General features: G+C 63.0%; 25 protein-coding genes. All 25 read left to right on the top strand.

All coding sequences use genetic code 11. The annotated features are described in order from the left end of the window. Nucleotides 1–192: 192 nt before the first annotated feature. The 25 genes from ACFOSU_RS16130 (at nucleotide 193) to queE (ending at nucleotide 24,557) form a co-directional block, all read left to right on the top strand. Nucleotides 193–936, top strand: a complete 744-nt coding sequence (locus tag ACFOSU_RS16130; protein WP_380691370.1) for a heme ABC transporter permease — start codon at nucleotides 193–195, stop codon at nucleotides 934–936. Continuing rightward, nucleotides 929–1,093 carry a heme exporter protein CcmD gene (ccmD, locus tag ACFOSU_RS16125; protein WP_380690958.1) on the top strand — a complete coding sequence of 55 codons (165 nt, stop codon included), beginning with the start codon at nucleotides 929–931 and terminating at the stop codon, nucleotides 1,091–1,093. Before ACFOSU_RS16130 ends, ccmD begins: the two co-directional genes overlap by 8 nt. Then, entirely contained in the window at nucleotides 1,086–1,562 is a 477-nt protein-coding gene (ccmE, locus tag ACFOSU_RS16120) for a cytochrome c maturation protein CcmE (protein WP_380690957.1), read from the top strand. Before ccmD ends, ccmE begins: the two co-directional genes overlap by 8 nt. Next, the gene (locus tag ACFOSU_RS16115; protein WP_380690956.1) at nucleotides 1,559–3,526 is read left to right on the top strand and encodes a heme lyase CcmF/NrfE family subunit; all 1,968 of its coding nucleotides are present in this window, start codon (nucleotides 1,559–1,561) and stop codon (nucleotides 3,524–3,526) included. The genes ccmE and ACFOSU_RS16115 overlap by 4 nt, the downstream gene beginning before the upstream one ends. Further along, the gene (locus ACFOSU_RS16110) at nucleotides 3,526–4,059 is read left to right on the top strand and encodes a DsbE family thiol:disulfide interchange protein (RefSeq protein ID WP_380690955.1); all 534 of its coding nucleotides are present in this window, start codon (nucleotides 3,526–3,528) and stop codon (nucleotides 4,057–4,059) included. Before ACFOSU_RS16115 ends, ACFOSU_RS16110 begins: the two co-directional genes overlap by 1 nt. Continuing rightward, a complete protein-coding gene (locus tag ACFOSU_RS16105; protein WP_380690954.1) occupies nucleotides 4,059–4,535 on the top strand; it encodes a cytochrome c-type biogenesis protein in 477 nt (158 codons plus the stop codon). Before ACFOSU_RS16110 ends, ACFOSU_RS16105 begins: the two co-directional genes overlap by 1 nt. After that, nucleotides 4,532–5,359: a c-type cytochrome biogenesis protein CcmI gene (gene ccmI / locus ACFOSU_RS16100; RefSeq protein WP_380690953.1), complete on the top strand. Its 828-nt coding sequence runs from the start codon at nucleotides 4,532–4,534 to the stop codon at nucleotides 5,357–5,359. The genes ACFOSU_RS16105 and ccmI overlap by 4 nt, the downstream gene beginning before the upstream one ends. 94 nt (nucleotides 5,360–5,453) lie before the next feature. Continuing rightward, nucleotides 5,454–6,347: a MaoC family dehydratase gene (locus tag ACFOSU_RS16095; protein ID WP_380690952.1), complete on the top strand. Its 894-nt coding sequence runs from the start codon at nucleotides 5,454–5,456 to the stop codon at nucleotides 6,345–6,347. A 46-nt stretch (nucleotides 6,348–6,393) separates the two neighbouring features. Beyond that, nucleotides 6,394–7,302, top strand: a complete 909-nt coding sequence (gene galU, locus ACFOSU_RS16090) for a UTP--glucose-1-phosphate uridylyltransferase GalU (RefSeq protein WP_380690951.1) — start codon at nucleotides 6,394–6,396, stop codon at nucleotides 7,300–7,302. 135 nt (nucleotides 7,303–7,437) lie between these two features. Then, the gene (locus ACFOSU_RS16085) at nucleotides 7,438–10,353 is read left to right on the top strand and encodes a 2-oxoglutarate dehydrogenase E1 component (RefSeq protein WP_380690950.1); all 2,916 of its coding nucleotides are present in this window, start codon (nucleotides 7,438–7,440) and stop codon (nucleotides 10,351–10,353) included. Between the two features lie 46 nt (nucleotides 10,354–10,399). Then, nucleotides 10,400–11,707: a 2-oxoglutarate dehydrogenase complex dihydrolipoyllysine-residue succinyltransferase gene (gene odhB / locus ACFOSU_RS16080; protein ID WP_380690949.1), complete on the top strand. Its 1,308-nt coding sequence runs from the start codon at nucleotides 10,400–10,402 to the stop codon at nucleotides 11,705–11,707. Between the two features lie 77 nt (nucleotides 11,708–11,784). Beyond that, nucleotides 11,785–13,221, top strand: coding sequence for a dihydrolipoyl dehydrogenase (lpdA, locus tag ACFOSU_RS16075; protein ID WP_380690948.1), 1,437 nt, complete (start codon nucleotides 11,785–11,787; stop codon nucleotides 13,219–13,221). Between the two features lie 159 nt (nucleotides 13,222–13,380). Then, the gene (locus ACFOSU_RS16070) at nucleotides 13,381–15,225 is read left to right on the top strand and encodes a potassium transporter Kup (protein WP_380691369.1); all 1,845 of its coding nucleotides are present in this window, start codon (nucleotides 13,381–13,383) and stop codon (nucleotides 15,223–15,225) included. 100 nt (nucleotides 15,226–15,325) lie between these two features. Further along, on the top strand, nucleotides 15,326–16,075 hold the full coding sequence (locus tag ACFOSU_RS16065) for a YebC/PmpR family DNA-binding transcriptional regulator (RefSeq protein WP_380690947.1): 750 nt from the start codon (nucleotides 15,326–15,328) through the stop codon (nucleotides 16,073–16,075). A gap of 9 nt (nucleotides 16,076–16,084) precedes the next feature. Continuing rightward, nucleotides 16,085–16,594, top strand: a complete 510-nt coding sequence (gene ruvC, locus ACFOSU_RS16060) for a crossover junction endodeoxyribonuclease RuvC (protein WP_380690946.1) — start codon at nucleotides 16,085–16,087, stop codon at nucleotides 16,592–16,594. Beyond that, nucleotides 16,591–17,226, top strand: coding sequence for a Holliday junction branch migration protein RuvA (gene ruvA, locus ACFOSU_RS16055; RefSeq protein WP_380690945.1), 636 nt, complete (start codon nucleotides 16,591–16,593; stop codon nucleotides 17,224–17,226). Before ruvC ends, ruvA begins: the two co-directional genes overlap by 4 nt. Nucleotides 17,227–17,228: 2 nt before the next feature. Further along, the gene (ruvB, locus tag ACFOSU_RS16050; protein ID WP_380690944.1) at nucleotides 17,229–18,281 is read left to right on the top strand and encodes a Holliday junction branch migration DNA helicase RuvB; all 1,053 of its coding nucleotides are present in this window, start codon (nucleotides 17,229–17,231) and stop codon (nucleotides 18,279–18,281) included. Further along, nucleotides 18,274–18,699, top strand: a complete 426-nt coding sequence (gene ybgC, locus ACFOSU_RS16045) for a tol-pal system-associated acyl-CoA thioesterase (RefSeq protein WP_380690943.1) — start codon at nucleotides 18,274–18,276, stop codon at nucleotides 18,697–18,699. Before ruvB ends, ybgC begins: the two co-directional genes overlap by 8 nt. Then, on the top strand, nucleotides 18,696–19,454 hold the full coding sequence (tolQ, locus tag ACFOSU_RS16040) for a protein TolQ (protein ID WP_380690942.1): 759 nt from the start codon (nucleotides 18,696–18,698) through the stop codon (nucleotides 19,452–19,454). Before ybgC ends, tolQ begins: the two co-directional genes overlap by 4 nt. 24 nt (nucleotides 19,455–19,478) lie before the next feature. After that, entirely contained in the window at nucleotides 19,479–19,916 is a 438-nt protein-coding gene (tolR, locus tag ACFOSU_RS16035) for a protein TolR (RefSeq protein ID WP_380690941.1), read from the top strand. Nucleotide 19,917: 1 nt separating this feature from the next. Continuing rightward, complete coding sequence (gene tolA / locus ACFOSU_RS16030; protein WP_380690940.1) at nucleotides 19,918–21,006, top strand: cell envelope integrity protein TolA; 1,089 nt, start codon at nucleotides 19,918–19,920, stop codon at nucleotides 21,004–21,006. Next, on the top strand, nucleotides 21,003–22,304 hold the full coding sequence (gene tolB, locus ACFOSU_RS16025; RefSeq protein WP_380690939.1) for a Tol-Pal system beta propeller repeat protein TolB: 1,302 nt from the start codon (nucleotides 21,003–21,005) through the stop codon (nucleotides 22,302–22,304). Before tolA ends, tolB begins: the two co-directional genes overlap by 4 nt. A 66-nt stretch (nucleotides 22,305–22,370) precedes the next feature. Further along, nucleotides 22,371–22,949 (top strand): peptidoglycan-associated lipoprotein Pal, encoded by a 579-nt coding sequence (pal, locus tag ACFOSU_RS16020; RefSeq protein ID WP_380690938.1) that lies wholly within the window; start codon nucleotides 22,371–22,373, stop codon nucleotides 22,947–22,949. 9 nt (nucleotides 22,950–22,958) lie between these two features. Next, nucleotides 22,959–23,723 (top strand): tol-pal system protein YbgF, encoded by a 765-nt coding sequence (gene ybgF, locus ACFOSU_RS16015; RefSeq protein ID WP_380690937.1) that lies wholly within the window; start codon nucleotides 22,959–22,961, stop codon nucleotides 23,721–23,723. A 192-nt stretch (nucleotides 23,724–23,915) separates the two neighbouring features. Continuing rightward, nucleotides 23,916–24,557, top strand: a complete 642-nt coding sequence (queE, locus tag ACFOSU_RS16010; RefSeq protein WP_380691368.1) for a 7-carboxy-7-deazaguanine synthase QueE — start codon at nucleotides 23,916–23,918, stop codon at nucleotides 24,555–24,557. Nucleotides 24,558–24,569: the final 12 nt, after the last annotated feature.

Genomic DNA, 24,569 nt, shown 5'->3' with positions numbered 1-24,569 from the left:
TTTGTTGTCCAAGGCGGCGTCGATGGGGTGTATCGGGATGCGCCGGCCGCCGCGAACGAGGAGCGCACGCGCCTGCGTGCGTATGAATAATATGAGCCAAACGACCCGGAATCCTGATGTGTTCGCCTGCCGCGCGCGGTGCGTGTCCGGTCATGGCGCGGTCGGGTAAGTATTTTGGCCAAGTCCCGTTTCATGCGTTGGCTGCACCAGTTCGGCTCGTTGCCGTACTTCTACCGCATCAGCCGGCCGCTGGCGTGGTCGCTGGCGATTCCCGGCCTGATGCTCGCGGCCTACGGCATCTACGGCGGCCTGGTGCTGGCGCCGACCGACTACCAGCAGGGCGACGCGTTCCGGATTCTTTATATTCACGTGCCCAGCGCCTGGCTGTCGCTGTTCGGGTATACCAGCATGGCGGTCGCCGGCTTCGTGGCGCTGGTGTGGCGCCTCAAACTGGCCGAGATCTTTCTCATCGCGGCAGCCCCGGTGGGCGCGAGCTTCACGTTTCTGGCCCTGGTGACCGGCTCGATCTGGGGCAAGCCGATGTGGGGCACGTGGTGGGTGTGGGATGCACGCCTGACCTCGGAACTGATTCTGTTGTTTCTATACCTCGGCATCATCGCGTTGCATAACGCCATCGAGTCGCCGCGCACGGCGGCGCGCGCCTGTGCGCTGCTGGCGGTGGTCGGGGTGATCAACGTCCCGATCATTCATTACTCGGTGGAATGGTGGAATACCCTGCACCAGGGGCCGACCGTGACGCGTTTCGGCAAGCCGGCGATGGAAATGGATATGCTGATACCGTTACTGTCCGCCGCGCTTGGCTTTACCCTTATTTTCGGTTGGCTGACACTCTGGGGCATGCGCGTGCAACTGCTCTGGCGGGAGCGGCGTAGTCGCTGGGTCGGCCGTATGGTGGCAGGAAACTCCGATGCATGAGACCTGGCAACAATTCTGGGCGATGGGCGGCTACGCGCCGTTCGTGTGGAGCAGCTACGGCATCGCCGCGGTGGTGCTGCTCGGCAACATCATCACGCCCCTGATCGCGCATCGCGTACTGCTGCGCCGTATTCGCAACGAGGAATTCGATGACTAGAACCCGACGTCGTCGTTTGCTGCTGGTGGGTGGACTGTTCGTGGGTCTGGCAGCGGCGGTCGCGCTCGCGCTCACCGCCTTCAGCCAGAACCTGCTGTATTTCTATCAGCCCAGCGAGATCGTGGCTGGCAAGGTGCCGCCCAATACCCGTTTTCGTATCGGCGGACTGGTCAAGGAAGGTTCGGTGGATCGCAGCAATAACGATCTGGTGGTTCGATTCACGCTGGCCGACTGTGAAGCGAGCGTGCCGGTGCAGTTCCGCGGCACGCTGCCCGATCTGTTCCGTGAAGGCCAGGGCATCGTCGCCTACGGCAAGTTGGATAACGCCGGCGATTTCGTTGCCGATGAAGTGCTGGCCAAGCACGACGAGACCTACATGTCGCCCGATGTCGCTGACGCCATGAAGGACAGCAAGGGCGTGAGCTGTATGCCCACGAACATGAAAGCCAATCTGCAGGCGGCGCGATGATTCCCGAACTTGGCCATTTCGCTCTAATTCTGGCCCTCGGTCTGGCGCTGATTCAGGCCGTGGTGCCGATCTACGGCGTGGCCCGTTCGCGTGCGGATTGTCTCGCCGTCGCGGCACCGGCGGCGATCGGGCAGTTCGTGATGCTCGGGATAGCCTTCGCCGCACTGGCGTTCGCGTTCTATGCCAATGATTTTTCCGTGGCCTATGTGGCCGCCAACTCGAATACACATCTGCCCTGGTATTACCGCGTGGCCGCGGTCTGGGGAGCGCACGAAGGCTCGCTGCTGCTGTGGATGATGGAGCTGTCCTGCTGGAGTCTGGCGGTGGCCGCGGCAAGCCGCAGCCTGCCGCGCGAAGTCGCCAGCTGCGTGCTCGCGGTCATGGGCGCGGTGAGCGTGGGCTTTCTGATGTTCACGCTGTTTACTTCGAATCCGTTCGCGCGCCAGTTTCCGATGCCCGCCGAAGGGCGCGATCTGAACCCGCTGCTCCAGGACCCCGGACTGGTATTTCATCCGCCCATGCTCTACATGGGCTATGTCGGCTTCTGTGTGGCCTTCGCCTTCGCCATTACGGCGCTGATCACCGGCCGGGTCGATAGCGCCTGGACCCGCTGGACCCGTCCGTGGACCACCGCAGCGTGGACCTTTCTCACCGTCGGCATCACGCTAGGCAGCTGGTGGGCCTACAACGAACTGGGCTGGGGCGGCTGGTGGTTCTGGGATCCGGTCGAGAACGCGTCCTTCATGCCCTGGCTGGTCGGTACCGCGCTGATTCATTCGCTGGCGGTGACCGAAAAGCGCGGCATCTTCAAGAGTTGGACGGTGTTACTGGCGATTACGGCGTTTGCGCTGTCGTTGCTCGGCACCTTCCTGGTGCGTTCGGGGGTGCTGATCTCGGTGCATGCCTTCGCGACCGACCCGGCGCGCGGCGTCTATATTCTTGCGTTCTTCGCGATCGTGATCGGCGGCTCGCTGCTGCTGTATGCGATCCGGGCGCCGCGCTTCGAAGCCGGTACCGAGCCGGTGGCGGTGCTCTCGCGCGAGGGCCTGCTGCTGCTCAACAACATCTTTCTGGTCGTGGCCGCCGCGGGCGTGCTGCTGGGTACCTTGTATCCGATCCTCGCCGATTCGCTGGGCATGGGCCGGATCTCGGTGGGGCCGCCTTACTTCAACAAGATATTCATTCCGCTGACCGCGCCGCTGGTGCTGCTGGTCGGTGTGGCCGCGGTGATGGCCTGGAAACGCACGCGGGCGGAGACGCTGCGTTCGCGTCTGTGGTTACCGGCGCTGCTGGCTATCGTGGTCGGCGTGCTGTTGCCGTTGCTCACCCTGGGTACCCACGCGCTGGCCGCGGTGGCGGGCTGCGTGCTCGGCAGCTGGGCGATTCTGGCGGCGCTGGAGGACGTGGTGCGCCGTGTGCGCGGGCGTCGCGTGATGCTGCCGCGTAGCGTGCTGGGCCAGACGATCGCACATGTCGGCGTCGGCGTGTTCGTGATCGGCATCAGTCTGGTCAGCGGTTTCGGCGGCGAGAACGATGTCCGGGTCGCCCCAGGCGATACCGTCTCGATCGCCGGCTACGACTTCACCTTCCAGGGCACGCGCCACGAGGAAGGCCCGAATTACACCGCCGAGGTGGGCGATTTCGTCGTGTCCAGAGACGGCAGGCAGATCGCCGAGTTGTTGCCGGCCAAGCGTCGCTACAACGCCGGCGGCCAGGTGATGACCGAGTCCGGTATCGATGCCGGGATTTTTCGTGATCTGTATGTCTCGCTGGGCGAACCGCTCAATGGCGATGCCTGGAGCGTGCGGCTCTATCATCGGCCGTTCGTGCGCTGGATATGGGCGGGCGGTTTTCTGGCCGCGCTCGGTGGCCTGTTGGCGTTGTCGGACAAACGCTACTGGCGGCGCGAACGGTCCGCCCAGCGCGCCGCGACAACCGGCGCGCTGCGCCCGGCACGAGCCTGATGCGTTGGCGTCTGGTAATACCCGTAGTCGTCGTGCTCGGGTTGATCGCGCTGCTCGGCTACGGCCTGACGCGGCGCCCCGATATTCTGCCGTCGGCGTTGATCGGCAAGTCGGCGCCGGCGTTCGATCTGCCGACGCTGGCCTCGGATCGTGAGCGCATCAGCGCCGCCGACCTCAAGGGCAACGTCACCCTGGTCAATGTATGGGCGAGCTGGTGCGTGGCTTGCCGCGCCGAGCACGGGCTGATCACCGAAATATCCCAGCGTACCGGCGTGCCCGTGGTCGGGCTCAACTACAAGGACACCGAAGAGGCCGCACGGCGCTGGCTGGGCCGCTACGGCAATCCGTTCGCGGTAATTGCCGTCGATCAATCGGGTCAGGTCGGCATCGACTGGGGCGTGGCCGCGGTGCCCGAGACATTCGTCGTGGATCGCGACGGGGTCATCCGGTACAAGGTGGTGGGTGCGATCACGCGTGAAGAGATGAACGAAACCCTCATTCCCAAGCTCAAGCAGCTGCAGCAGGCGTCCTGATGCGCGGATTGATCGGCCTGTTGCTGATGACGGCCTGTCTCGTGGCGAGCGCGGCAGGGCCGGAGCTGACGGCCAGCCAGCAGGCGCGCTATCACCAGCTCAATGCAGAATTGCGCTGCCTGATCTGTCAGAACCGCACCATCGCCGAGTCGGACGCACCGCTGGCCAAGGACCTGCGTGCGATCGTCGCCCGCGATATCGTCGCCGGCAAGAGTGATGCCGAGATCAAGCAGTATCTGGTCGATCGCTATGGCGAATGGGTGCTCTACGATCCGCCGTTCCAGTTCACCACGCTCATTCTCTGGTTGGGCCCGTTCGTGCTGCTGTTCGTGGGTCTGGGTATTGCCGTAGTGGTTATACGACGGCGCGAGGATGTGCGTACGACCACACAGCCACCACTGGATCGCACGCGCCTGGCACAGGTACTCGACGACGACGCACCCGATAACCGTACGGCGAGCAAGGACCGTTCATGACCGAATTCTTCGTTTTCGCAGCCATTCTGGTGGCTGCGAGCCTTGTGTTCGTGCTTGTGCCGCTGTGGCGCGCCGGCACGCCGACGCCGGACAAGCGGCGCGAGGCCAACATCGCCGTTTATCATCAGCGCTATGCCGAGATCGAGCGCGAAGTGGCCTCGGGGCGCATCACGCGCCGCGACGCCGAGCTGGAAAAAGACGAACTGGGCGCGCGCCTGCTCGCCGATATAGACGACACGCCGGCGCTGACCGAAAACGCCCGCACCGCAGGGCGCCCCTGGCTGATCTCGTTGTTGATGATCGCACTGCTTGTAGGCGGCGCTGGCGTGGCCTACTGGGATCTCGGCGATTACCGGGCGATGCAGGCACGCGACATGCCCGATATCGCCACCATGCTCGATGAGCTGAAGCAGCAGGTAAGTGCGACCCCGGATGACCTCGAAGCAAGGGCGATGCTGGCACGCGCGCAGGAAGTCACCGGCGACTATGCGGGGGCTGCGAATAATTATCGTGCCATCAATGCGGCCATGCCCGAGCCACGGGCGCCGATCGTCGCGGCCGAGGCCGAGGCCACGCTGCAGGCGACCGACGATCTTCAGGGTCGGGCGGGGGATCTGTTCCGGCAGTTGCTCGCGCTCGATGCGACCAGTCGCGAGGCACTGTGGTATCTGGGGCTGGGCGCGGCCGAGCGTGGCGACAATACACAGGCCGTGGATTACTGGGATCGTCTGCTCAAGCAGAAGCTGCCCGACGATTTCGCCGCCATGGTCCGCAACCGCCGCAACGAGCTGGCCGGCGACAAGCCCGAACTGAACAACGGCTGATCGGCGCGACGTTGATGCGACCGGCCGCAGTCCTGTTGTTCCCTCCCTGCAAAGGGGTTACCGTCTTGCGCACAGCTTCAAGTCAGGTTCTTTGATGGCGCAGCAGCAAATACGGCTCGAATATGATTCGCTTCCGGCGGTCATGCCGTCCTATCTGCGCGCCGCGACCACGTTGTCGGGCGGTTTGTCGACAGGACAGACGATCCCGGACATGGTCGCCGAACTCCGGGGGCGGGAGGTTCGCGCCGAGCCGCTGGCCAAATACCGCAAGGTCTGTGGCTTTTCCCACGCGCATCACCTGCCGGTGACCTATCCGCACGTGCTTGCGTTTCCCATGCACATGGCGGTGATGACCGACAAGCGGTTTCCGCTCAAGCTGCTGGGTCTCATCCACGTGCGCAACGAGATCACCCAGCATCGCAGCATCGGCGCCGACGAGACGCTGGATCTGGAGGTCGCGGTCGGCGGCCATCGCGAGGTGGCCAAGGGCGTCGAGTTCGATCTGATCACGCGGGTGCGTGACCACGCGGGCGACCTGATCTGGGAAGAAACCGGCACCATGCTGTCGCGGCAGAAATCCAGCGTCTCGGAAGCCGATAAAAAGAGCGCAAAGAAACAGTCGAAAACCGACGCGCTAGCGGATGCCGAGCACACCAACGAATGGCAGGTGCCCGCGGACATCGGGCGGCGCTACGCCGCGGCCGCAGGGGACTACAACCCGATCCACCTGAGCCCATGGAGCGCCAAGCTGTTCGGCTTTCCGCGCGCGATCGCGACCGGGATGTGGACCAAGGCACGCGCCGCCGCGGCGCTCGAGCCCGAACTCACCCGCGACGCCTACACACTGGCCCTTGCATTTAAGAAGCCGGTGTTCCTGCCCAGCCGCGCCCGATTCGGCTATACGCTTACCGAAGCCGGCGCGGATTTTGCTTTGACCAACACCCAGGGCGATATCCTCCATCTCAAGGGCGATGTCCGCTATCTCTAGTCTTATCGTTTTGTACTTGTAGGGCTTTCAAGCCAAAGGATTGTTTATGCGTATTCGCAAGGCTGTGTTCCCGGTCGCCGGTCTGGGAACGCGTTTCCTGCCGGCCACCAAGGCCAGCGCCAAGGAAATTCTTCCGGTCGTCGACAAGCCGCTCATCCAGTACGCGGTGAAGGAGGCCATCGCCGCGGGCGCCGAGGAGATGATCTTCATCACGAGTCATACCAAGAACTCGATCATGGATCATTTCGATCGCGACTATGAGCTGGAGGCCACGCTCGAAGCCAAGGGCAAGGACGAGTTGTTGAAGGCGGTGCGGGACGTCCTGCCGCCGGGTATTACCTGTGTGTATATCCGCCAGCCGGAGCAGATGGGCCTCGGGCACGCGATCAGCTGCTCGTTGCCGGCGGTGGGTGACCAGGATTTCGCGGTCATTCTGGCCGACGACCTGATCTCCGGATCCTTTCAGCCCTGCATGGCCCAGATGCAGCGCGTGTATCAGGAGTACGGCACCAGCGTGCTCGCGGTCCAGCGCGTGCCCTGGGAAGAGACGCACAAATACGGCATTGTCGAAGTCGAGCCCATCGGCCCGGGGCTGTCCGAGATTCGCGGTATCGTCGAAAAACCCGAGCCGGACAAGGCGCCATCCAATCTCGCGGTGGTCGGTCGCTATATCCTGACGCCGCGTATCTTCCGGCTGCTCGACAAGACCAAGCCGGGGGCCGGCGGCGAAATTCAGCTGACCGACGCCATCGAAGCATTGATGGGTGAGCAGACAGTCCTGGCCTATGAATTCGAGGGCACGCGCTACGACTGCGGCAGCAAGTTCGGCTACCTGAAAGCGAACGTGGAAATGGGGCTGCAGCACCACGAGATAGGCGACGAATTTCGTTCCTACCTCAAGACATTGACCAGCGGTTGGGACGACGAGGAGAGCGACGACAAAGCGACAAGTTAAGTTGTCGCTTTGTCGCGCCCCGGCAAGCGCTATCGTTTGTTATCATTTAGCCCCCCGGCGCCCACCGGAACGCGTTGGAGCGGCACGGTTTGAACGAGACGACTCCGGCGTCTCGACCCGGCTACGAGCCTATCTATGAAAAGCGAACTTAACGACAAGTTCATCGCAAATTCCCCACTGTTCGGTGGTAACTCGGCCTATGTGGAGGCTTACTACGAGCAGTATCTGAAAGACCCGGATTCAGTCGAGGCCAGCTGGCACGACTATTTCAAGAGCCTCAACGGCGATGGTGCGGAAGATGTCGCACACGGCCCGATTCGCGATTCCTTCGTGGATACGCAGGCGTCGGCGGGCCAGGGCGCGCGGCCGCGCTCGAGCGTGTCGCAGCGTGCGGCCCAGAAACAGGCCGGCGTGCTCCGTCTGATCAATTATTATCGCGTGCGCGGTCATCAGGCGGCCGATCTCGACCCGCTCGGCCTGTATCAGCCGCCGCCCGTGCCCGATCTCGACCCCGCCTTCCACGGCCTCGGTGAAGCCGATATGGACACGGTGTTCAACACCGGTTCGCTGTTTGCCAAGGAAGACGAGATGCGGCTTCGCGACATCATCGATGTCTGCAAGCGCGTGTACACCGGCACGGTCGCCACCGAGTACATGTATATCACCGACACGCGCGAGAAACGCTGGATTCAGCGTCGTCTCGAGGCGAGTGTCGATCAGCCGCGCATCGCCAGCGAGCACAAGCTCGAGATCCTGCGCCAGCTCACCGCGGCCGAAGGCATCGAGCGTTATCTGCATACCAAGTATGTGGGTCAGAAGCGCTTCTCGCTCGAAGGCGCGGACAGCATGATCCCGGCACTCGACGAGATGGTGCGCTGCGCGGCGCGCAGTCATGTCGACGAGATCGTCATCGGCATGGCCCATCGCGGGCGTCTGAACGTGCTGATCAATATTCTCGGCAAGTCGCCGCAGGAGTTGTTCGCCGAGTTCGAGGGCGACTACGACCTCGACGAGCTGGACATGTCCGGCGACGTCAAATACCACTTGGGTTTTTCTACCGACATCGAGATCGAGGACGAACGCGTGCATCTGGTGCTCGCCTTCAATCCGTCGCATCTGGAGGCGGTCAATCCGGTGGTGCAGGGCTCGGTGAAAGCGCGCCAGGATCGCCGGCATGATATCGACGGCGATACCATTCTGCCGGTGCTCATCCACGGCGATTCGTCGTTCGCGGGTCAGGGCATCGTCATGGAAACGCTGCAGCTGTCGCAGGCCCACGGCTATTCCACCGGCGGCACCGTGCATCTGATCGTGAACAACCAGCTCGGCTTCACGATGCAGAACCCGATCACCGCCAAACAGGGCGAGTATTCGCGCACCTCCCAGTACTGCACCGATATCGCCAAGATGCTGGAAGCACCTGTCTTCCACGTCAACGGCGATGATCCGGAGGCCGTGGTGTTCGTGACCCGTCTGGCCATGGATTATCGCGAGACGTTCGGCAAGGACGTGATCGTGGATATGGTCTGTTATCGCCGTCACGGCCATAACGAGGCCGATGAGCCGGCGGTGACCCAGCCGATGATGTATCAGAAGGTCAAGAAGATGGAGACCACCCGCAAGCTGTATGCGGGCCGGCTCCAATCCGAAGGTCTGATCGACGGGGACGAGGCCGAGAAACTGTCGGCGGCGTACCGCGACGGTCTGGATGCCGGCAAGAATATCTCGCGCACCACGCTGGGCCTGGTCGGCAACGAGCATACGGTGGACTGGGCGCGCTACAGCCGCGACCACTGGTCGCATGTCGTCGATACGTCGGTGCCGGTGGAAACGCTGCAGCGCCTGTCGGCGAAATTGCACGACCTACCGGACGGTTTCGAACTGCACAAGCGCACCCAGCGCATCATCGACGACCGGCGCAAGATGGCGGCCGGCGGGTTGCGCGTGGACTGGGGTTTCGCCGAGCACATGGCCTACGCAAGCCTGCTGGACGACGGTTTCAACGTACGTCTTTCCGGCCAGGATTCGGGTCGCGGCACCTTCTTCCATCGCCATGCGGTGCTCTACAACCAGAAGGATGGCCTGGAATTCACGCCGCTGACCCAGGTGGGCAGCGATGCTGTGCACTTCGAGGTCAACGACACGCTGCTCTCCGAAGCCGGCGTGCTCGGCTTCGAATACGGCTACGCCACCGCAGATCCCGAGACACTGACGATCTGGGAGGCGCAGTTCGGCGACTTCGTCAACGGCGCTCAGGTGATCATCGATCAGTTCATATCCAGTGGTCAGGCCAAATGGGGCCGCCTCTGCGGGCTGGTGATGTTCCTGCCGCACGGCTACGAAGGCCAGGGTCCGGAGCATTCATCGGCACGTCTGGAGCGTTTCCTGCAATTGTGCGCCGAGCGCCACATGCTCATATGTGTGCCATCCACGCCGGCGCAGTGGTTCCACCTGTTGCGTCAGCAGATGGTGCGCAACCTGCGCATGCCGCTGGTGGTGCTCACGCCCAAGAGCCTGCTACGGCATCGCCAGTCGACGTCCACGCTCGAGGACATGACCTCCGGGCATTTCCAGTTCATCATCGATGAGCCCGCCGATATCGACGACAAGGCGATAGAGCGTATCGTGCTGTGTAGCGGCAAGGTCTACTATGACCTTTATCAGGGCCGCGAGGATCGCGAACTCAACAACGTGGCCCTCGTTCGCATCGAGCAGCTGTATCCGTTCCCGGCCGACGATTATGCGGCCGTGCTGGAGCGGTATCCGAACGCGAACGAAGTGGTCTGGTGCCAGGAAGAGCCCGAGAACCAGGGTGCCTGGTATCAGATCAAGCATCGCGTGCAGGTGCCGCTGCAGGATCGGCACGAGTTGCTGTATGCGACGCGGCCGGGCGCAGCCACCACCGCGGTGGGCTATCACAAACTGCATGTGCGTCAGCAGGAAGCCGTGGTCGAGGCCGGCCTGGTCGGCGGTGAGCATCTGTTGGACAAGGGCAGTGTGCGCGATCTGTCCCGCGGCAAGAAGAACGCTACGCGCAAGACCAAGAAATAGCGCGATCGCATACTCCACGATTCGAACAAGTTAGGAACGACAAGCAATGGCGACAGAAGTCAAAGTCCCGGAACTCCCGGAATCGGTCTCAGAGGCCACCGTCGGCGAATGGCAGAAGAGCAAGGGCGATCGCGTGACACGCGACGATAATCTGATCGATCTGGAAACCGACAAGGTGGTGCTCGAGGTGCCGGCCGTGGCCAACGGCGTGCTCGCCGAGATCAAGGTCGAGGCCGGGGCGACGGTCAAGGCCGGCGATGTGCTGGCGATCCTCGAGGAAGGCGAAGGCGCCGACTCGGGCGATTCCGACGACGGCAAGACCGAGAAGGACGACAAGTCCGACAAATCCGAATCCGATGCCAAGGCTCAGGATGACGCATCCGACGATGGCGAGGCCGGCGACGACGAGGCGATCCCAAGCCCGGCCGCCAAGAAGCTGATGGACGAGAACGACGTGGCCGCGCGCGACGTCAAGGGTTCGGGCAAGGACGGCCGGATCACCAAGGCCGATGTACAGAAAGCCATCGAAGCCAAGGCAGACGCCAAACCGGCGGACAAGCCGGCCGAGAGCAAGCCGGACGCACGCAGCGACCGCGAGGAACAGGCGGTATCGGAAAAGGCGGATCGCCAGGCCCTGGGCGATGTGCCCGACGAGCGTACCGAGCAGCGCGTACCCATGACGCGCATCCGCCAGCGGATCGCCGAGCGTCTGCTGGACGCAAGCCAGAACACGGCCATGCTGACGACCTTCAACGAGGTCGACATGCTGCAGGTCATGAATATTCGCAAGCAGTACAAGGACAAGTTCGAGAAGGACCACGAGGTCCGTCTCGGCTTCATGTCTTTCTTCGTCAAGGCCGCGGTCGAAGCGCTCAAGCGCTTCCCCATCGTCAATGCCTCGATCGACGAAGGCGATATCGTCTATCACGGTTTCTATGACATCGGCGTGGCCGTGTCCTCGCCGCGCGGGCTGCTCGTGCCGATACTGCGCGACGCCGACCAGCAGTCCTATGCCCAGATCGAATCCACGATTCGCGATCTCGGCAAGCGCGCCCAGGACGGCAAGGTCACTATGGACGAGATGAGCGGCGGTACCTTCACGATCACCAACGGTGGCGTGTTCGGTTCGCTGCTGTCGACGCCGATCATCAACCCGCCGCAGGCGGCGATTCTCGGCATGCACGCGACCAACGACAAACCGGTGGTCGTCGACGGCGAGATCGTGATCCGGCCGATGATGCAATTGGCGCTGTCGTATGACCACCGCCTGGTCGACGGCCGCGACGCGGTGTTGTTCCTGCGCACGATCAAGGAACTGCTCGAAGACCCGGCGCGCCTGCTGCTGCAGGTCTAACCGGTTTTCAGGCCCGGACACCGCGCGGTGTCCGGGCCGACGCAGCCTGACTGCCCAACGTTATTGCAAGGAAAAGCATGAGCAAGGAATTCGACGTCGTCGTCATCGGTGCCGGCCCTGCCGGATATGTGGCCGCCATCCGTGCCGCACAGCTGGGCATGAAGGTCGCATGCATAGACAAATGGCTGGATCTGAACGACAAGCCGTCGCTCGGCGGCACCTGCCTGAATGCCGGTTGTATCCCGTCCAAGGCGCTGCTCGAATCGAGCGAGCTCTATCATCGGGCCCAGCATGAATTCGCCGATCACGGTTTGAATGTGGGCCAGGTCGAACTCGATCTGGCCACCATGCAGAAGCGCAAGACCGGTGTCGTGTCGCAGCTTACCGGCGGCATCGGCAGCCTGTTCAAGGCCAACGGCGTGACCTCGTTCGCCGGCAGCGGGCAGGTCGTGGACTCTGGTGAAGTCCTGTTCACCGGGCACGACGGCAAGGAAGAGACATTCAAGGCCGAGAATATCGTGATCGCGGCGGGCTCCGAGCCGGTCGAGTTGGATATTGCCAAGTTCGACGGCGAGTTGATCGTCGATTCCTGGGGCGCACTCGAGTTCGACGCGGTGCCCAAGAAGCTGGGCGTGATCGGCGCGGGTTATATCGGCGTGGAACTCGGCAGCGTCTGGTCGCGCCTGGGCAGCGAAGTTACGCTGCTGGAGGCCGTGGACGAGTTCATGCCGATCGCCGACCGCCAGGTCGCGGCCGAAGGCCTGAAATCGTTCAAGAAACAGGGCCTGGATATCCAGCTTGGCGCGCGCGTGACCGGCACGACCGTGAACAAGAAATCGGTCAAGGTCGAATACACCCAGGGCGATGACAGCAAGAGCGTCACCTTCGACCGCCTGATCGTTGCGGTCGGCCGCCGTCCGCACACCAAGGATCTGTGCGCCAAGGGCGCGCGCGTGGAACTGGACGACAAGGGCTTCATCGACGTCAACGACAACTTCCGTACCAGTCTGCCGGGCGTCTACGCCGTAGGCGACGTGGTCGGCAACCCGATGCTGGCGCACAAGGGCATGGAAGAGGGTGTGGCGGTCGCCGAAATCCTCGCCGGCCAGAAGCCGCATCTCAACTATGACGTGATTCCCTCGGTGGTCTATACCGCGCCGGAAATCGCATGGGTCGGCAAGAGCGAAGCGCAGGTCAAGTCGGCGGGCACCGAATATCGGGTCGGCCAGATTCCGTTCGCCGCCAACGGGCGCGCCAAGGCGCTGGGTCAGCAGACCGGCTTCATCAAGATGATCGCCGATGCCAAGACCGACGAGATTCTCGGCGTGCACATGATCGGACCGTATGTATCCGAGCTGGTCCAGGAAATGGTCGTGGCGATGGAGTACAAGGCGTCCAGCGAGGATATTGCGCGCATCATCCACGGCCATCCGACGCTGGGTGAAACCGTCCACGAAGCCGCACTGGCGGTGGACGGCCGGCCGATTCACTTCCCGCCCAAGCGCAAGAAGTAGTCGGCGGTGGCAGCCGAGGAGGAAGATCGCTCACTGGCCAAAGGCAGCAAGAACGGCGTCGAAGCAAGGAACGGCGACGGCAAGTCCGGAAAGGACGCCGACCGTAAAAGCCAGACCGAAAACGAGTCCGAATCGGAAGAGAACGGCAAGGGTCAATCCTTGCCGTTCTTGTGTCTGGCCGCGCTGGGCATCGTCTACGGCGATATCGGCACGAGCCCGATCTATGCACTGCGCGAGGCGTTTTTTGCCCATGACGGTATAGCCGTCATACCGGCGAACATCTTCGGCGTGCTGTCGCTGCTGTTCTGGTCGTTGATCATCGTGATCTCGATCAAGTATCTGTCGGTGGTGATGCGCGCCAGCAACAACGGCGAGGGCGGCATCATCGCGCTGGTGGCGCTGCTCAATCCGTGGAAGACAGAAAAGACCAGCCGGCGCTATATCCTGATGCTGCTGGGCCTGTTTGGCGCCGCGCTGCTCTACGGGGACGGCACGATCACGCCGGCCATCTCGGTGCTCAGTGCGATCGAGGGCCTGGAAGTGGCGACACCGGCATTCAAGCCGTATGTCATTCCGATCACGATCGCGATCCTGATCGGGTTGTTCTCGATCCAGAGGCGCGGCACGGCCGCGGTCGGGTCGCTGTTCGGACCGGTGATGCTGGTGTGGTTTTCGGTGCTCGCGCTGCTGGGCATCGGCGGCATCATCCAGCACCCGGCGATTTTCGGCGCGCTGAACCCTATCCACGCCGTCTATTTCTTTCAGGCCAACGGGCTGATGGGTTTTCTGGTGCTGGGCACGGTGTTTCTGGTGGTGACCGGCGGCGAAGCGCTGTATGCCGATATGGGGCATTTCGGCATCGCGCCGATCCGCATGGCCTGGTTCATTCTCGTGCTGCCGGCGCTGGTGCTCAACTATTTCGGGCAGGGCGCGATCATGCTCGCCAATCCCGATGTTCGGCAGCCGTTCTATCAGATGGCCCCGGACTGGGCGCTGTATCCGGTGGTCGGTCTGGCCACGCTGGCGACTGTGATCGCGTCGCAGGCCGTTATTTCCGGCGTGTTCTCGCTTACCCGACAGGCCGTGCAACTGGGGCAGCTGCCGCGTCTGAATATCGTGCAGACATCGCATGAGTCCTACGGCCAGATCTATATCCCCTTCATCAACTGGATATTGATGGCCGCCACCATCGGCCTGGTGCTCGGGTTCAAGAGCTCGAGCAATCTGGCCGCCGCCTACGGTGTGGCCGTGTCGATGGATATGGTGATCACGACGATCCTGGCGTTCTTCGTGGCCTATCGCTGGGACTGGTTCCCGCGTATCGCCGGCCTGATCGCGGTACTGCTGCTGGTTGTGGATCTGGCGTTTCTCGGCGCCAATCTGTTCAAGATTCCGGATGGCGGCTGGTATCCGCTGGTCGTGGCGGCCGGGATGTTCTTCATCATGGCCACATGGCGGCGCGGGCGCGAGCTGGTCGGGCGCCAGCTCAAGGGCGATACCGAGCCGCTCGACGAATTCATCGCCTCGCAGGATGCAAAGGCCCAGCGTATCGAGGGCACGGCGGTATTCATGACCGACGCGGGCACCAAGACCCCGCCCATGCTGTTGCATCACCTGCGCCACAACCGGGTATTGCATCAACAGGTCATCCTGCTGACCGTGCATACGATGGACATGCCGCGCGTGCCGGCCGCGGATCGGCTCAAGATCGAGGACATGGGTAGCGGTTTCCACCGGGTACAGCTCTATTACGGTTTCATGCAGGCCAACAGCGTTCCGGTGGCCCTGCGATTTGCGAGTGAATTCGGGCTCGATGTGGATATCGAGCAGACCACGTTCTATGTCGGGCGTGAGTCACTCATTCCGACCAGCGAAGTACCGGGCATGATGGTCTGGCGTGAGCACATGTTTGCGTTCATGGCCCTCAACGCGACCAAGGCGACGTCGTATTACCGAATCCCGCCGGAGCGCGTGGTCGAGCTGGGGATCCAGATCGAGATCTGAGTTCCGGCGGCTCGGCGCGGTCGATTCGGGTCGGTCGCGCCGGGATCTTCTCCCGGCTGTTAGAATCGCGTATAGGTTTGCAGCGCAATCACGAGGCGTCATGGCAGGTCACAGTAAATGGGCGAATATCCAGCACCGCAAGAATGCCCAGGACAAGAAGCGCGGTAAGGTCTTCACCAAGATCATCCGCGAGATCACCGTCGCTGCCCGCATGGGCGGCGGCGATCCGAGCGACAATCCGCGCCTGCGTCTGGCCTGGGACAAGGCGCTGGCCGCCAACATGCCCAAGGACAACATCGAGCGCGCGGTCAAGCGCGGCACCGGTGATGGTCAGGGCGAGAACTATGAAGAGATCCGCTACGAGGGCTATGGCCCCAACGGCGTGGCGATCATGGTCGACTGCATGACCGACAATAAGAACCGGACCGTGTCGGAGGTGCGCTATACCTTCAATCGCAACGGCGGCAATCTCGGCGCCGACGGCTCGGTGGCTTATCTGTTCGAACGCAAGGGCGTGCTCACTTTCGGCCCCGATACCGACGACGAGGACGTGCTCGCGCCAGCCCTGGAAGCCGGCGCCGAGGATCTGGTGGAATACGAAGATGGTTCGTTCGACGTGCTCAGCGCGCCGGACGACTATTCGATCGTCAAGGCCGCGGTGGAACAGGCCGGCTTCGAGCCCGCCGCCTCGGACGTCACCATGCGCCCGGCCACGACCGTCGATCTGCAGGGCGAGGAGGCCGAAAGCTGCCTCAAGCTGATCGAGGCGCTGGAAGATCTCGACGACGTACAGAATGTATACAGCAACGCCGAACTGGACGAGGCGACGCTGTCTGGCGCGCCGGCCTGAGAGGCCTGAATGCCGCGTATTCTGGGTATCGATCCCGGCTCCACCATTACCGGCTTCGCCGTGATCGAAGGCGGCGCCACGCCGGCGGCGTGCGTGATCGACTGCATTCGTCTGCCGCGTATCGATTTTCCCGCGCGACTCGGCCTGATCTTCGAAGGTCTGTCCGAGGTCATCCGCACCTACCAGCCCGATGAGATGGCGATCGAGAACGTATTCGTGTCACGCAACGCCGCCAGTGCGCTCAAGCTCGGTCAGGCGCGCGGTGCGGCCATATGCGCCGCGGCCGCCCGGCATATTCCGGTCAGCGAATACACGCCGACCCAGATCAAGCAGGCGATCGTGGGGCGCGGCCACGCCGACAAGGTCCAGATTCAGCACATGGTGCGCATATTGCTCGGCGTGACCGGGACATTGCAGGCCGATGCCGCGGATGCCGCCGGCGTCGCGGTCTGTCATCACCATCATTCACGCACGGCCGCGCGTATGCGCGTCGCCGTATCGACGACGGGGCGAAGATGATCGGTCAGCTGCGCGGCAGGATCGTCGAGAAGCAGCCACCGCGGCTGGTCATCGACGTCGGTGGCGTGGGGTATGAACTGGAAGCGCCGATCTCCACGTTCTTTGCGCTCGGCCAAAGCGCGGGCCAGACTGCGGGCCCGGGCGGCAATCAGGTCGAGACGACGCTGCTCACGCAGATGGTCGTGCGCGACGATGCGATTCTGCTGTACGGATTCGCCACCAGCGATGAACGTCGCCTGTTCCGGGAGCTGATCAAGGTTTCCGGGGTGGGCGCCAAGCTGGCGCTGACCGTGCTATCCGGCATGAGCGTCGCCGATTTCGTGGCCACCATCGAAGCCGACGACGCCGCCCGCCTGACCGGGCTGCCCGGCGTCGGCAAGAAGACGGCGGCCCGCCTGATCGTGGAAATGCGCGACAAGCTGTCGGGCTCCACGCTGGCGCCCGCGCTCACGCCGGCCGGTACCGACGCCGATAGCAGCGCCAGCGGCGGTGCACGCCAGGATGCCCGTCAGGCGCTGGTCGCACTCGGATACAAACCCGTCGAGGCGGAAAAACTCATGAACGGGCTCGACACCGACACGCTCGACAGCGAAGCGTTGATCCGTGAAGCGCTCAAGCGGGCCGTGCGTTGACTATGGATTCGGACGATACCCGTGCCCTCGTCGGCGGCGCCGAGCAGGGCGACGATGTCCGCATCGATCGCGCCCTGCGCCCGACCGGCTTGGCGGAATACATCGGCCAGGCCAGCGTCTGCGAGCAGATGGAGATTTTCGTCTCCGCGGCACGGGCGCGCGGCGAGGCGCTGGATCACGTGCTCATCTTCGGGCCGCCGGGGCTGGGAAAGACCACGCTAGCCCATGTCATCGCCAATGAAATGCAGGTGGGTTTTCGCCAGACATCGGGCCCTGTGCTCGAGCGCCCGGGCGATCTGGCCGCGCTGCTGACCAATCTCGAAGCCAACGACGTGCTGTTCATCGACGAGATTCACCGGCTGTCGCCGGTTGTCGAGGAAGTGCTGTATCCGGCGCTCGAGGATTATCAGATCGATATCGTCATCGGCGAGGGCCCGGCGGCGCGCTCGATCAAGCTCGATCTGCCGCCGTTCACGCTGGTCGGTGCCACCACGCGCGCCGGCGCGTTGACTTCGCCGCTGCGGGATCGTTTCGGCATCGTCCAGCGGCTCGAGTTCTACAGCCGCGCGGAATTGACCGACATCGTCGAACGTTCGGCGCGTATTCTCGGGGTATTCATCGATGCCAGCGGCGCCGGTGAAATCGCGCGCCGCGCCCGCGGCACGCCGCGAGTGGCCAACCGGCTGCTGCGACGGGTGCGGGATTTCGCCGAGGTCAAGGCCGACGGGCGCATCCACGAAGACGTCGCCGCCCGCGCCATGGACATGCTCAAGGTCGACGACAACGGCTTCGACATCATGGACCGCAAGCTGCTCGGAGCCCTGGTGGAAAAATTCGACGGCGGCCCGGTCGGCGTCGAAAGTCTGGCCGCGGCTATCGGTGAGGCGCGCGAGACGATCGAGGACGTCATCGAGCCCTATCTCATCCAGCAGGGCTTCATGATGCGCACACCGCGCGGCCGCGTGGCCACCAACGCCACCTATCGTCACTACGGGCTGCCGCAGCCGGCCACCCCGGTCACGACACGCGAGGATATGTTCGCCGCCGATGACTGATGCGCAAACCAGCCCGGATTCCGACGACAGCCTGTGCACACAGGTACGGGTGTTCTATGAGGATACCGACGCCAGTGGCGTGGTCTATCACGCTAACTACCTGAAATATATGGAACGCGCCCGCACGCTCTGGCTCGAGGCACGCGGTGGGTCGCACCGCGTACTCGCCAGCGAGCAAGGGATCGCCTTTACCCTTGCCGATGCGAATATCATGTTCCGCTCGCCGGCGCGGCTGGACGATACGCTCGATGTCAGTGCCACCGTCGTGGAACGACGGCGTGTACGAATTGTCTTTGCGCAGGAAATACATTGCGAAGGGCGCTTGCTCATTAAGGCACGATTCACGGTCGCCTGTGTCAGACTTTCCGACTTTAAACCCCGCGCGCTGCCTGCTGTTTTGCTTAAGGAGATTGAATGAACGTCGCAACGGACATGTCTTTATGGGGGCTGGTCATGCAGGCAAGCCTGCTGGTCCAGCTCGTGATGCTGGCGTTGCTGCTCGCTTCCGTTGCCTCCTGGGTCGTCATCTTTTCGAAGCGACGTCTGCTCAAGGAGACGCAAAAGGAGATGGAGTGGTTCGAGGACCGCTTCTGGTCGGGCGGCAATCTCAAGGATATCTACGCCGAAACCCAGCAGTACAGCGATACGCCGCAGGGTATGCCGGCCCTGTTCAAGGCCGGCTACGAAGAGCTCAAGCGTCAGCGTAATCAGGGCCTGGCCCAGCCGCAGGAAATCGTGCCGTCGGTGCAACGCGCCATGCGGGTGGTGTTGTCGCGCGAACTCGAGCGCCTGGAACGCGGTCTGGCGATGCTCGCCACGGTGGGTTCGATCAGCCCGTACGTCGGTCTGTTCGGCACGGTCTGGGGCATCATGAGTGCCTTTATCGCGCTGGGCAACGTCAAGCAGGCCAGTCTGGCGATGGTCGCACCCGGCATCGCGGAAGCGTTGATCGCCACGGCCATGGGTCTGTTCGCCGCTATTCCGGCGGTGGTGGCCTACAACTTCTTCAGCAATCGCGTCGATTTCATCGAGAATCGCTTCCAGACCTTCATGGAAGAGATGGCCGGTATCGTCGAGCGCGGCATGAGTGCGGCGACACCCGCGCCACAGCCCCGCGCGGCCCGGCCGCGACCTGCCAATCCCGAGCCCCCGCGCACACCGCCGGAACTCTAGGCCCATTCGGACAGGTTCAAGTTCATGAGTACTCGTGCAAAACGACGTCTGGCCAGCGAGATCAACGTCGTGCCTTATATCGACGTGATGCTGGTGCTGTTGATCATCTTCATGGTCACTGCACCGCTGCTGACCACCGGCGTCGAAGTGAATCTGCCGGAAGCGCCGGCGGAGACGATCGACTTCGGTGCCGAAAACCAGCCGATCGTGCTGACGGTGACCAGCGACGGCAGTCTGTTTCTCAACGTCGGTGATGACAGCGATCAGGCGCTGGCTCCGGAACAGGTGACCGCGATCGCCGCCAAAGTGATCAGGGCACGGCCGGACGCGCCGGTTGCGGTGCGCGGGGACGGCGCGGGCACCTATGCGAACGTGGTCCGTGGCATGGTGCTGTTGCAGCAGGCCGGCGCCAAGCAGGTGGGCCTGCTCACCGACGATATCAACGACGAGGGCACTCGCTGACGTGTTTGCCAAGCTAGTCGAAAACTGGCGGTCGGTGCTGCTGGCGGTCATTCTGCATGCGCTGATCGCGGCGCTTCTCATTGTGGGCATTAATTTCGCGAGCGATTCGTCGTCGCGGGGTAACCACGGCGAACGTATCGTCAGCGCCTCGGTAGTCAATCCGGGTTCGGTGGATACCAAGATGCCGGAACCCGTCTCGCCGGCGGCCGAAGCGCAGGAAACGCCGGATACGCCGGATACGCCACCGCCGAAGCCGGAAGAAGACAAGGCGGCGGAGCAGGCTGCGGCGAAGCAGAAAGCCGCGGATGCCGAACGCGAGAAAGCCGAGGCGGCCGAGCAGGCCAAGGCTGCCGAGGCTAAAGCACAGGCCGAGCAGAAACGCGAGGCGCAGCAGCAGGCCGAGCGCGAGGCGAAAGCCAAGGCTGAGGCCAAGGCGCAGGAACAAGCGAAGGCCGAGGCCGAGGCACAGGCCAAAGCCAGGGCTCAAGCGCAGGCCAAGGCCGCCGCGGAGAAGAAACGCCAGGAGGCCGCTGAACAAGCCGCGCGCGAGAAAGCCCAGGCGGCCGCCGAGGCCGAGAAAGCGGCCGCGGCAAAAGCCGCGAAGGAAGAAGCGGCCGCGCAACAGCAGGCCAAGGAAGAGGCGGCGCGCAAAGCGCGTGAGGCCAAGGCAAAGGCTGCCGCCGCGCAGAAAGCGAAGGAAGAAGCCGCGCGCAAGGCCGCCGCAGACCGGGCGGCCGCGGCCCAGCGTGCGCGCGAAGCGGAACTGCGTGATGCCATGGCCGCGGAGGCCGCGGGGCGTCAGAATGCAGCAGACTCAAGAGCGCGCGGTGCTTATATCCAGGCGATCAAGGATCGCGTGGAATCGAACTGGAACCGTCCGCCGGGTGCGCGCAACATTTCCTGTAAAGTGAGCGTCAAACAGTTGCCGGGCGGCCAGATATCGAGTTTCAGACTTCTGGGTTCCTGCGGCAGCGCTGCCGTGGATCGCTCGGTGGAGCAGGCCATTCGCAAGTCCGACCCGCTGCCGAAGGCGCCATCGGATAGCGTGTTCTCATCAGAAATCGTGTTCAATTTCGAGCCGGATCAATGACAAAACTGTATTCCCGAAAGATTTTCGCCCTGATCACGACGCTTGCGTTTGCGCTGCTGGCCTCGTCCCAGGCCCAGGCAGCGCTGCAGGTGGATATCACCGACAGTTCGCAGAGCGCCATTCCGATCGCCATCGCGCCGTTTGGCGGCTCCCTGCCGCTGGACGTGGCGCAGGTTGCCAGCAACGATCTCGAATCCACGGGCCTGTTCAAGGTCTTCGATCGCAATAACATGGTCGGCAAGCCGACGTCGCCGGAACAGGTCAACTACGACAACTGGCGCACCTCGTCGGTAGACAATCTTGTGGTCGGCTCGGCAGCGCCCAACGGTCAGGGCGGCTATCGCATGACCTTCGATCTGCTCGATGTCTACCAGGGCCGGTCGGTGGCCAGTTTCCAGATCAACGCCGCCGGCAACGAGTTGCGTGACGCCGCGCATACCGTCGCCAATCTCATCTATGAGAAGTTCGTCGGCAAGAAAGGCTATTTCCTGTCGCGTATTTCCTATATCACCATGGCCAAGGAAGGTGGTGGCCTGCGTTATCGCCTGATCGTATCGGATTACGATGGCAATAATCCGGCTACCGTCTATTCCTCGCGCGATCCGATCATGTCCCCGTCGTGGTCGCCCGACGGCCGCGATCTGGCCTATGTGGCGTTCGATGTGAAGCGTGGCCGCAGCAGCCTGCGCGTTCAGGATCTGGCGAGCGGCAATATTCGTGAGATCTCATCGCGTTCCGGCATCAACGGCGCGCCGTCGTGGTCGCCGGATGGCAGTCGTCTGGTCATGACCCTGTCGTTTCGCGGCAATCCGGATATCTACAGCTATAACCTCAATACCAATCAACTGACCCAGCTCACCAACAACGGCGCGATCGATACCGAGGCCAGCTGGTCCCCCGATGGCAGCCATATCGTGTTCACCTCGGACCGCGGCGGCAAGCCGCAGGTCTATCGCATGCGCAGCGACGGTGGCCAGGTCGAGCGGCTGACGTTCGAGGGCGAGAGCAATCAGCGCGCCAGTTATTCGCCGGATGGCAGCCAGCTCACTTTCGTGCAGAAAGGCGGTAGCGGCTTTCGTATTGCGGTTATGGACCTGCAGAACAATAATATACGCATCGTGAGCCAGGGCCCGCTCGACGACAGCCCGAATTTTGCACCCAATGGCCAGGCCGTCATTTATGCCAAGCAAGGGCGCAGCAATGAGCTGGCAACCGTTTCCACGGATGGGCAGACACGTTCCAGATTGTCGCAAAGTGGGGAGGTCAGAGAACCCGCATGGGGACCGCTGGGTTATTGATCTAGTTCGATTGATTTTAAAATTACACGGCCTTACAGCCGATTCAAACACCAAGGAGTTCTAGGGATGAGCGTTTTCAACAAGATTTTGGGGCAGCGCGTTGCGCTGATGACACTGCTGATTTGTGCCATGTTGGTGCTGTCGGCCTGCGGCAAGAAAAACCTGCGTGACGGCGACAACATGCCGGTGGCCGGCATGGGTGATAACGGCGATCAGGGCATGGGCATGCAGTCCGGCCGTGATATCGACGTGCGCGGCCTCGAAGGCATCGATCCGGATGACCGCAGCATGTTCATGGATCCGAACAACCCGCTGTCCACCCGCATCATCTATTTCGACCTCGACAGCAGCGCGATTCCGTCGCGTTTCTCGTCGGCGATCCAGGCGTCGGCCAACTACCTGAGCCAGCACCCGAACACCAAGCTGCGTCTCGAAGGTCATACCGACGAGCGTGGCACGCGTGAATACAACGTCGCCCTGGGCGAGCGTCGCGCCGAGTCCGTGCAGCAGGCATTCGTGCTGTCCGGGGCCAGCGCCAGCCAGCTGTCGACGCTGTCGTTCGGCGAAGAGCGTCCGGCCGAACTGGGTTCGAACGAGGCGGCTTATTCCAAGAACCGTCGCGTCGAGTTCATTTACACCAAGTAAGTAATTGCCATGCGTCACATTCTCCCGATAGCGGTTGTGACGTTCGCTGTGGCCGCGGCGGCCGGGACAGCGTCCCGGCCGGCGTTGGCTGACTCAGCGAACCGCGTTGCCGACACCCAGCCGATGCTGCTCGCCCAGAGCAACAACAACGGCGGCCCCAACACGTTCGCCCTGCTGCAGAGTATTCAGCGACTGCAGGAACAGGTGCGTGATCTGCGCGGCCAGATCGATACGCTCAAGTATCAGCAGCGTCAGAACGAGCAGGGTCAGCGAGATCTCTACGAGAACCTCGACAAGCGCCTGAGCGCACTCGAGAACGGCGGCGCCGGCATGGGCAGCGGCGGGGCGGACACGTCCGGCGGCGACTATGGTGCGGGCGCGGACGGTGGCGGCGATCCCGAAGTGCAGTCGCAGTACATGGCGGCGTTCGACCAGCTCAAGAACGGGCAGTACGACGGTGCCATCAGTGGCTTCAAGGGCTTTCTGGATCAGCATCCCGAATCCGCCTACAGCGACAACGCCTGGTACTGGCTGGGCGAAGCCAACTATGTGAAGCGCAATTACGACGCGTCGCTGGAAGCCTTCCAGACCGTCGTGAATCGTTTCAAGGCCAGCAACAAGGTGGCCGGAGCGCTCTACAAGATCGGTGTGATCCAGTCCGAGCAGGGCCAGACCGACAATGCCCGCGCCACGTTGCAGCGCGTGGTGTCGCAATACCCGGACGACAGTGCCGCGGACATGGCGCGCAAACGTCTGCAGTCGATGGGCGGATGATGGTGGTTGCCGCCGATCGAACGTCTGGCCGGATTTTGAAGACCGACCCTGTCTCGCGTGGCCGTGTCGGCTCGGTTGCAGAGATCGCCATGATGTTCTGCCGCGCGACAGGGACTTAGCTTGGCGGTCGTGATCGACGCCGACCGCTCCGCGGAAACCACCGGCGTCACCCAGAGTCGTTGGTCCGAGCGAATCGATTCGCTGCGCATTACCGAGATTTTCTGTTCTCTCCAGGGCGAGGCACGCGACGCCGGTGCGGTGTGCACGTTCATACGCCTCACGGGTTGCCCGCTGAGGTGTCACTACTGCGATACCGCCTACGCCTTCACTGGCGGCCGCTGGACCACGCTAGACGATATCCTCGATCGTGTACGCGGCTACGGCGCGCGCCACGTCTGTGTGACCGGTGGCGAGCCGCTGGCGCAGCCCAACGTTGTCCCACTTGTCGCCAGACTCTGTGATGCCGGCTACGAGGTCTGCGTGGAGACGGCGGGCGCGCTTGATATTCGTCCGGTGGACATACGGGCCTCGCGGATCATGGATATCAAGACGCCGGCGTCCGGCGAAGCGGCGCGTAATCGCTGGGACAACCTCGACGCGCTGACGTCGCACGACCAGATCAAATTCGTGATCTGCTCCAGAGCCGATTACGAATGGGCGCGTGAACAGCTTGCTGGCATCGTACTGCCACCAGGCTGCCCCGTGTGGTTCTCTCCCAGCCACGGCCAGATCGACGTACGGGAACTGGCCGACTGGATCGTCGCCGATCGACTGCCGGTGCGCCTGCAACTGCAGTTGCACAAGCAGCTATGGGCCGACGAGCCGGGCCGCTAGTCGAACGCGGAT

This window comes from Salinisphaera aquimarina, assembly GCF_042643355.1.
Taxonomy (GTDB): domain Bacteria; phylum Pseudomonadota; class Gammaproteobacteria; order Nevskiales; family Salinisphaeraceae; genus Salinisphaera; species Salinisphaera aquimarina.
The sequence above is the reverse complement of the archived record's forward strand: the minus strand, read 5'-3'. Positions and strand labels throughout refer to the sequence as shown.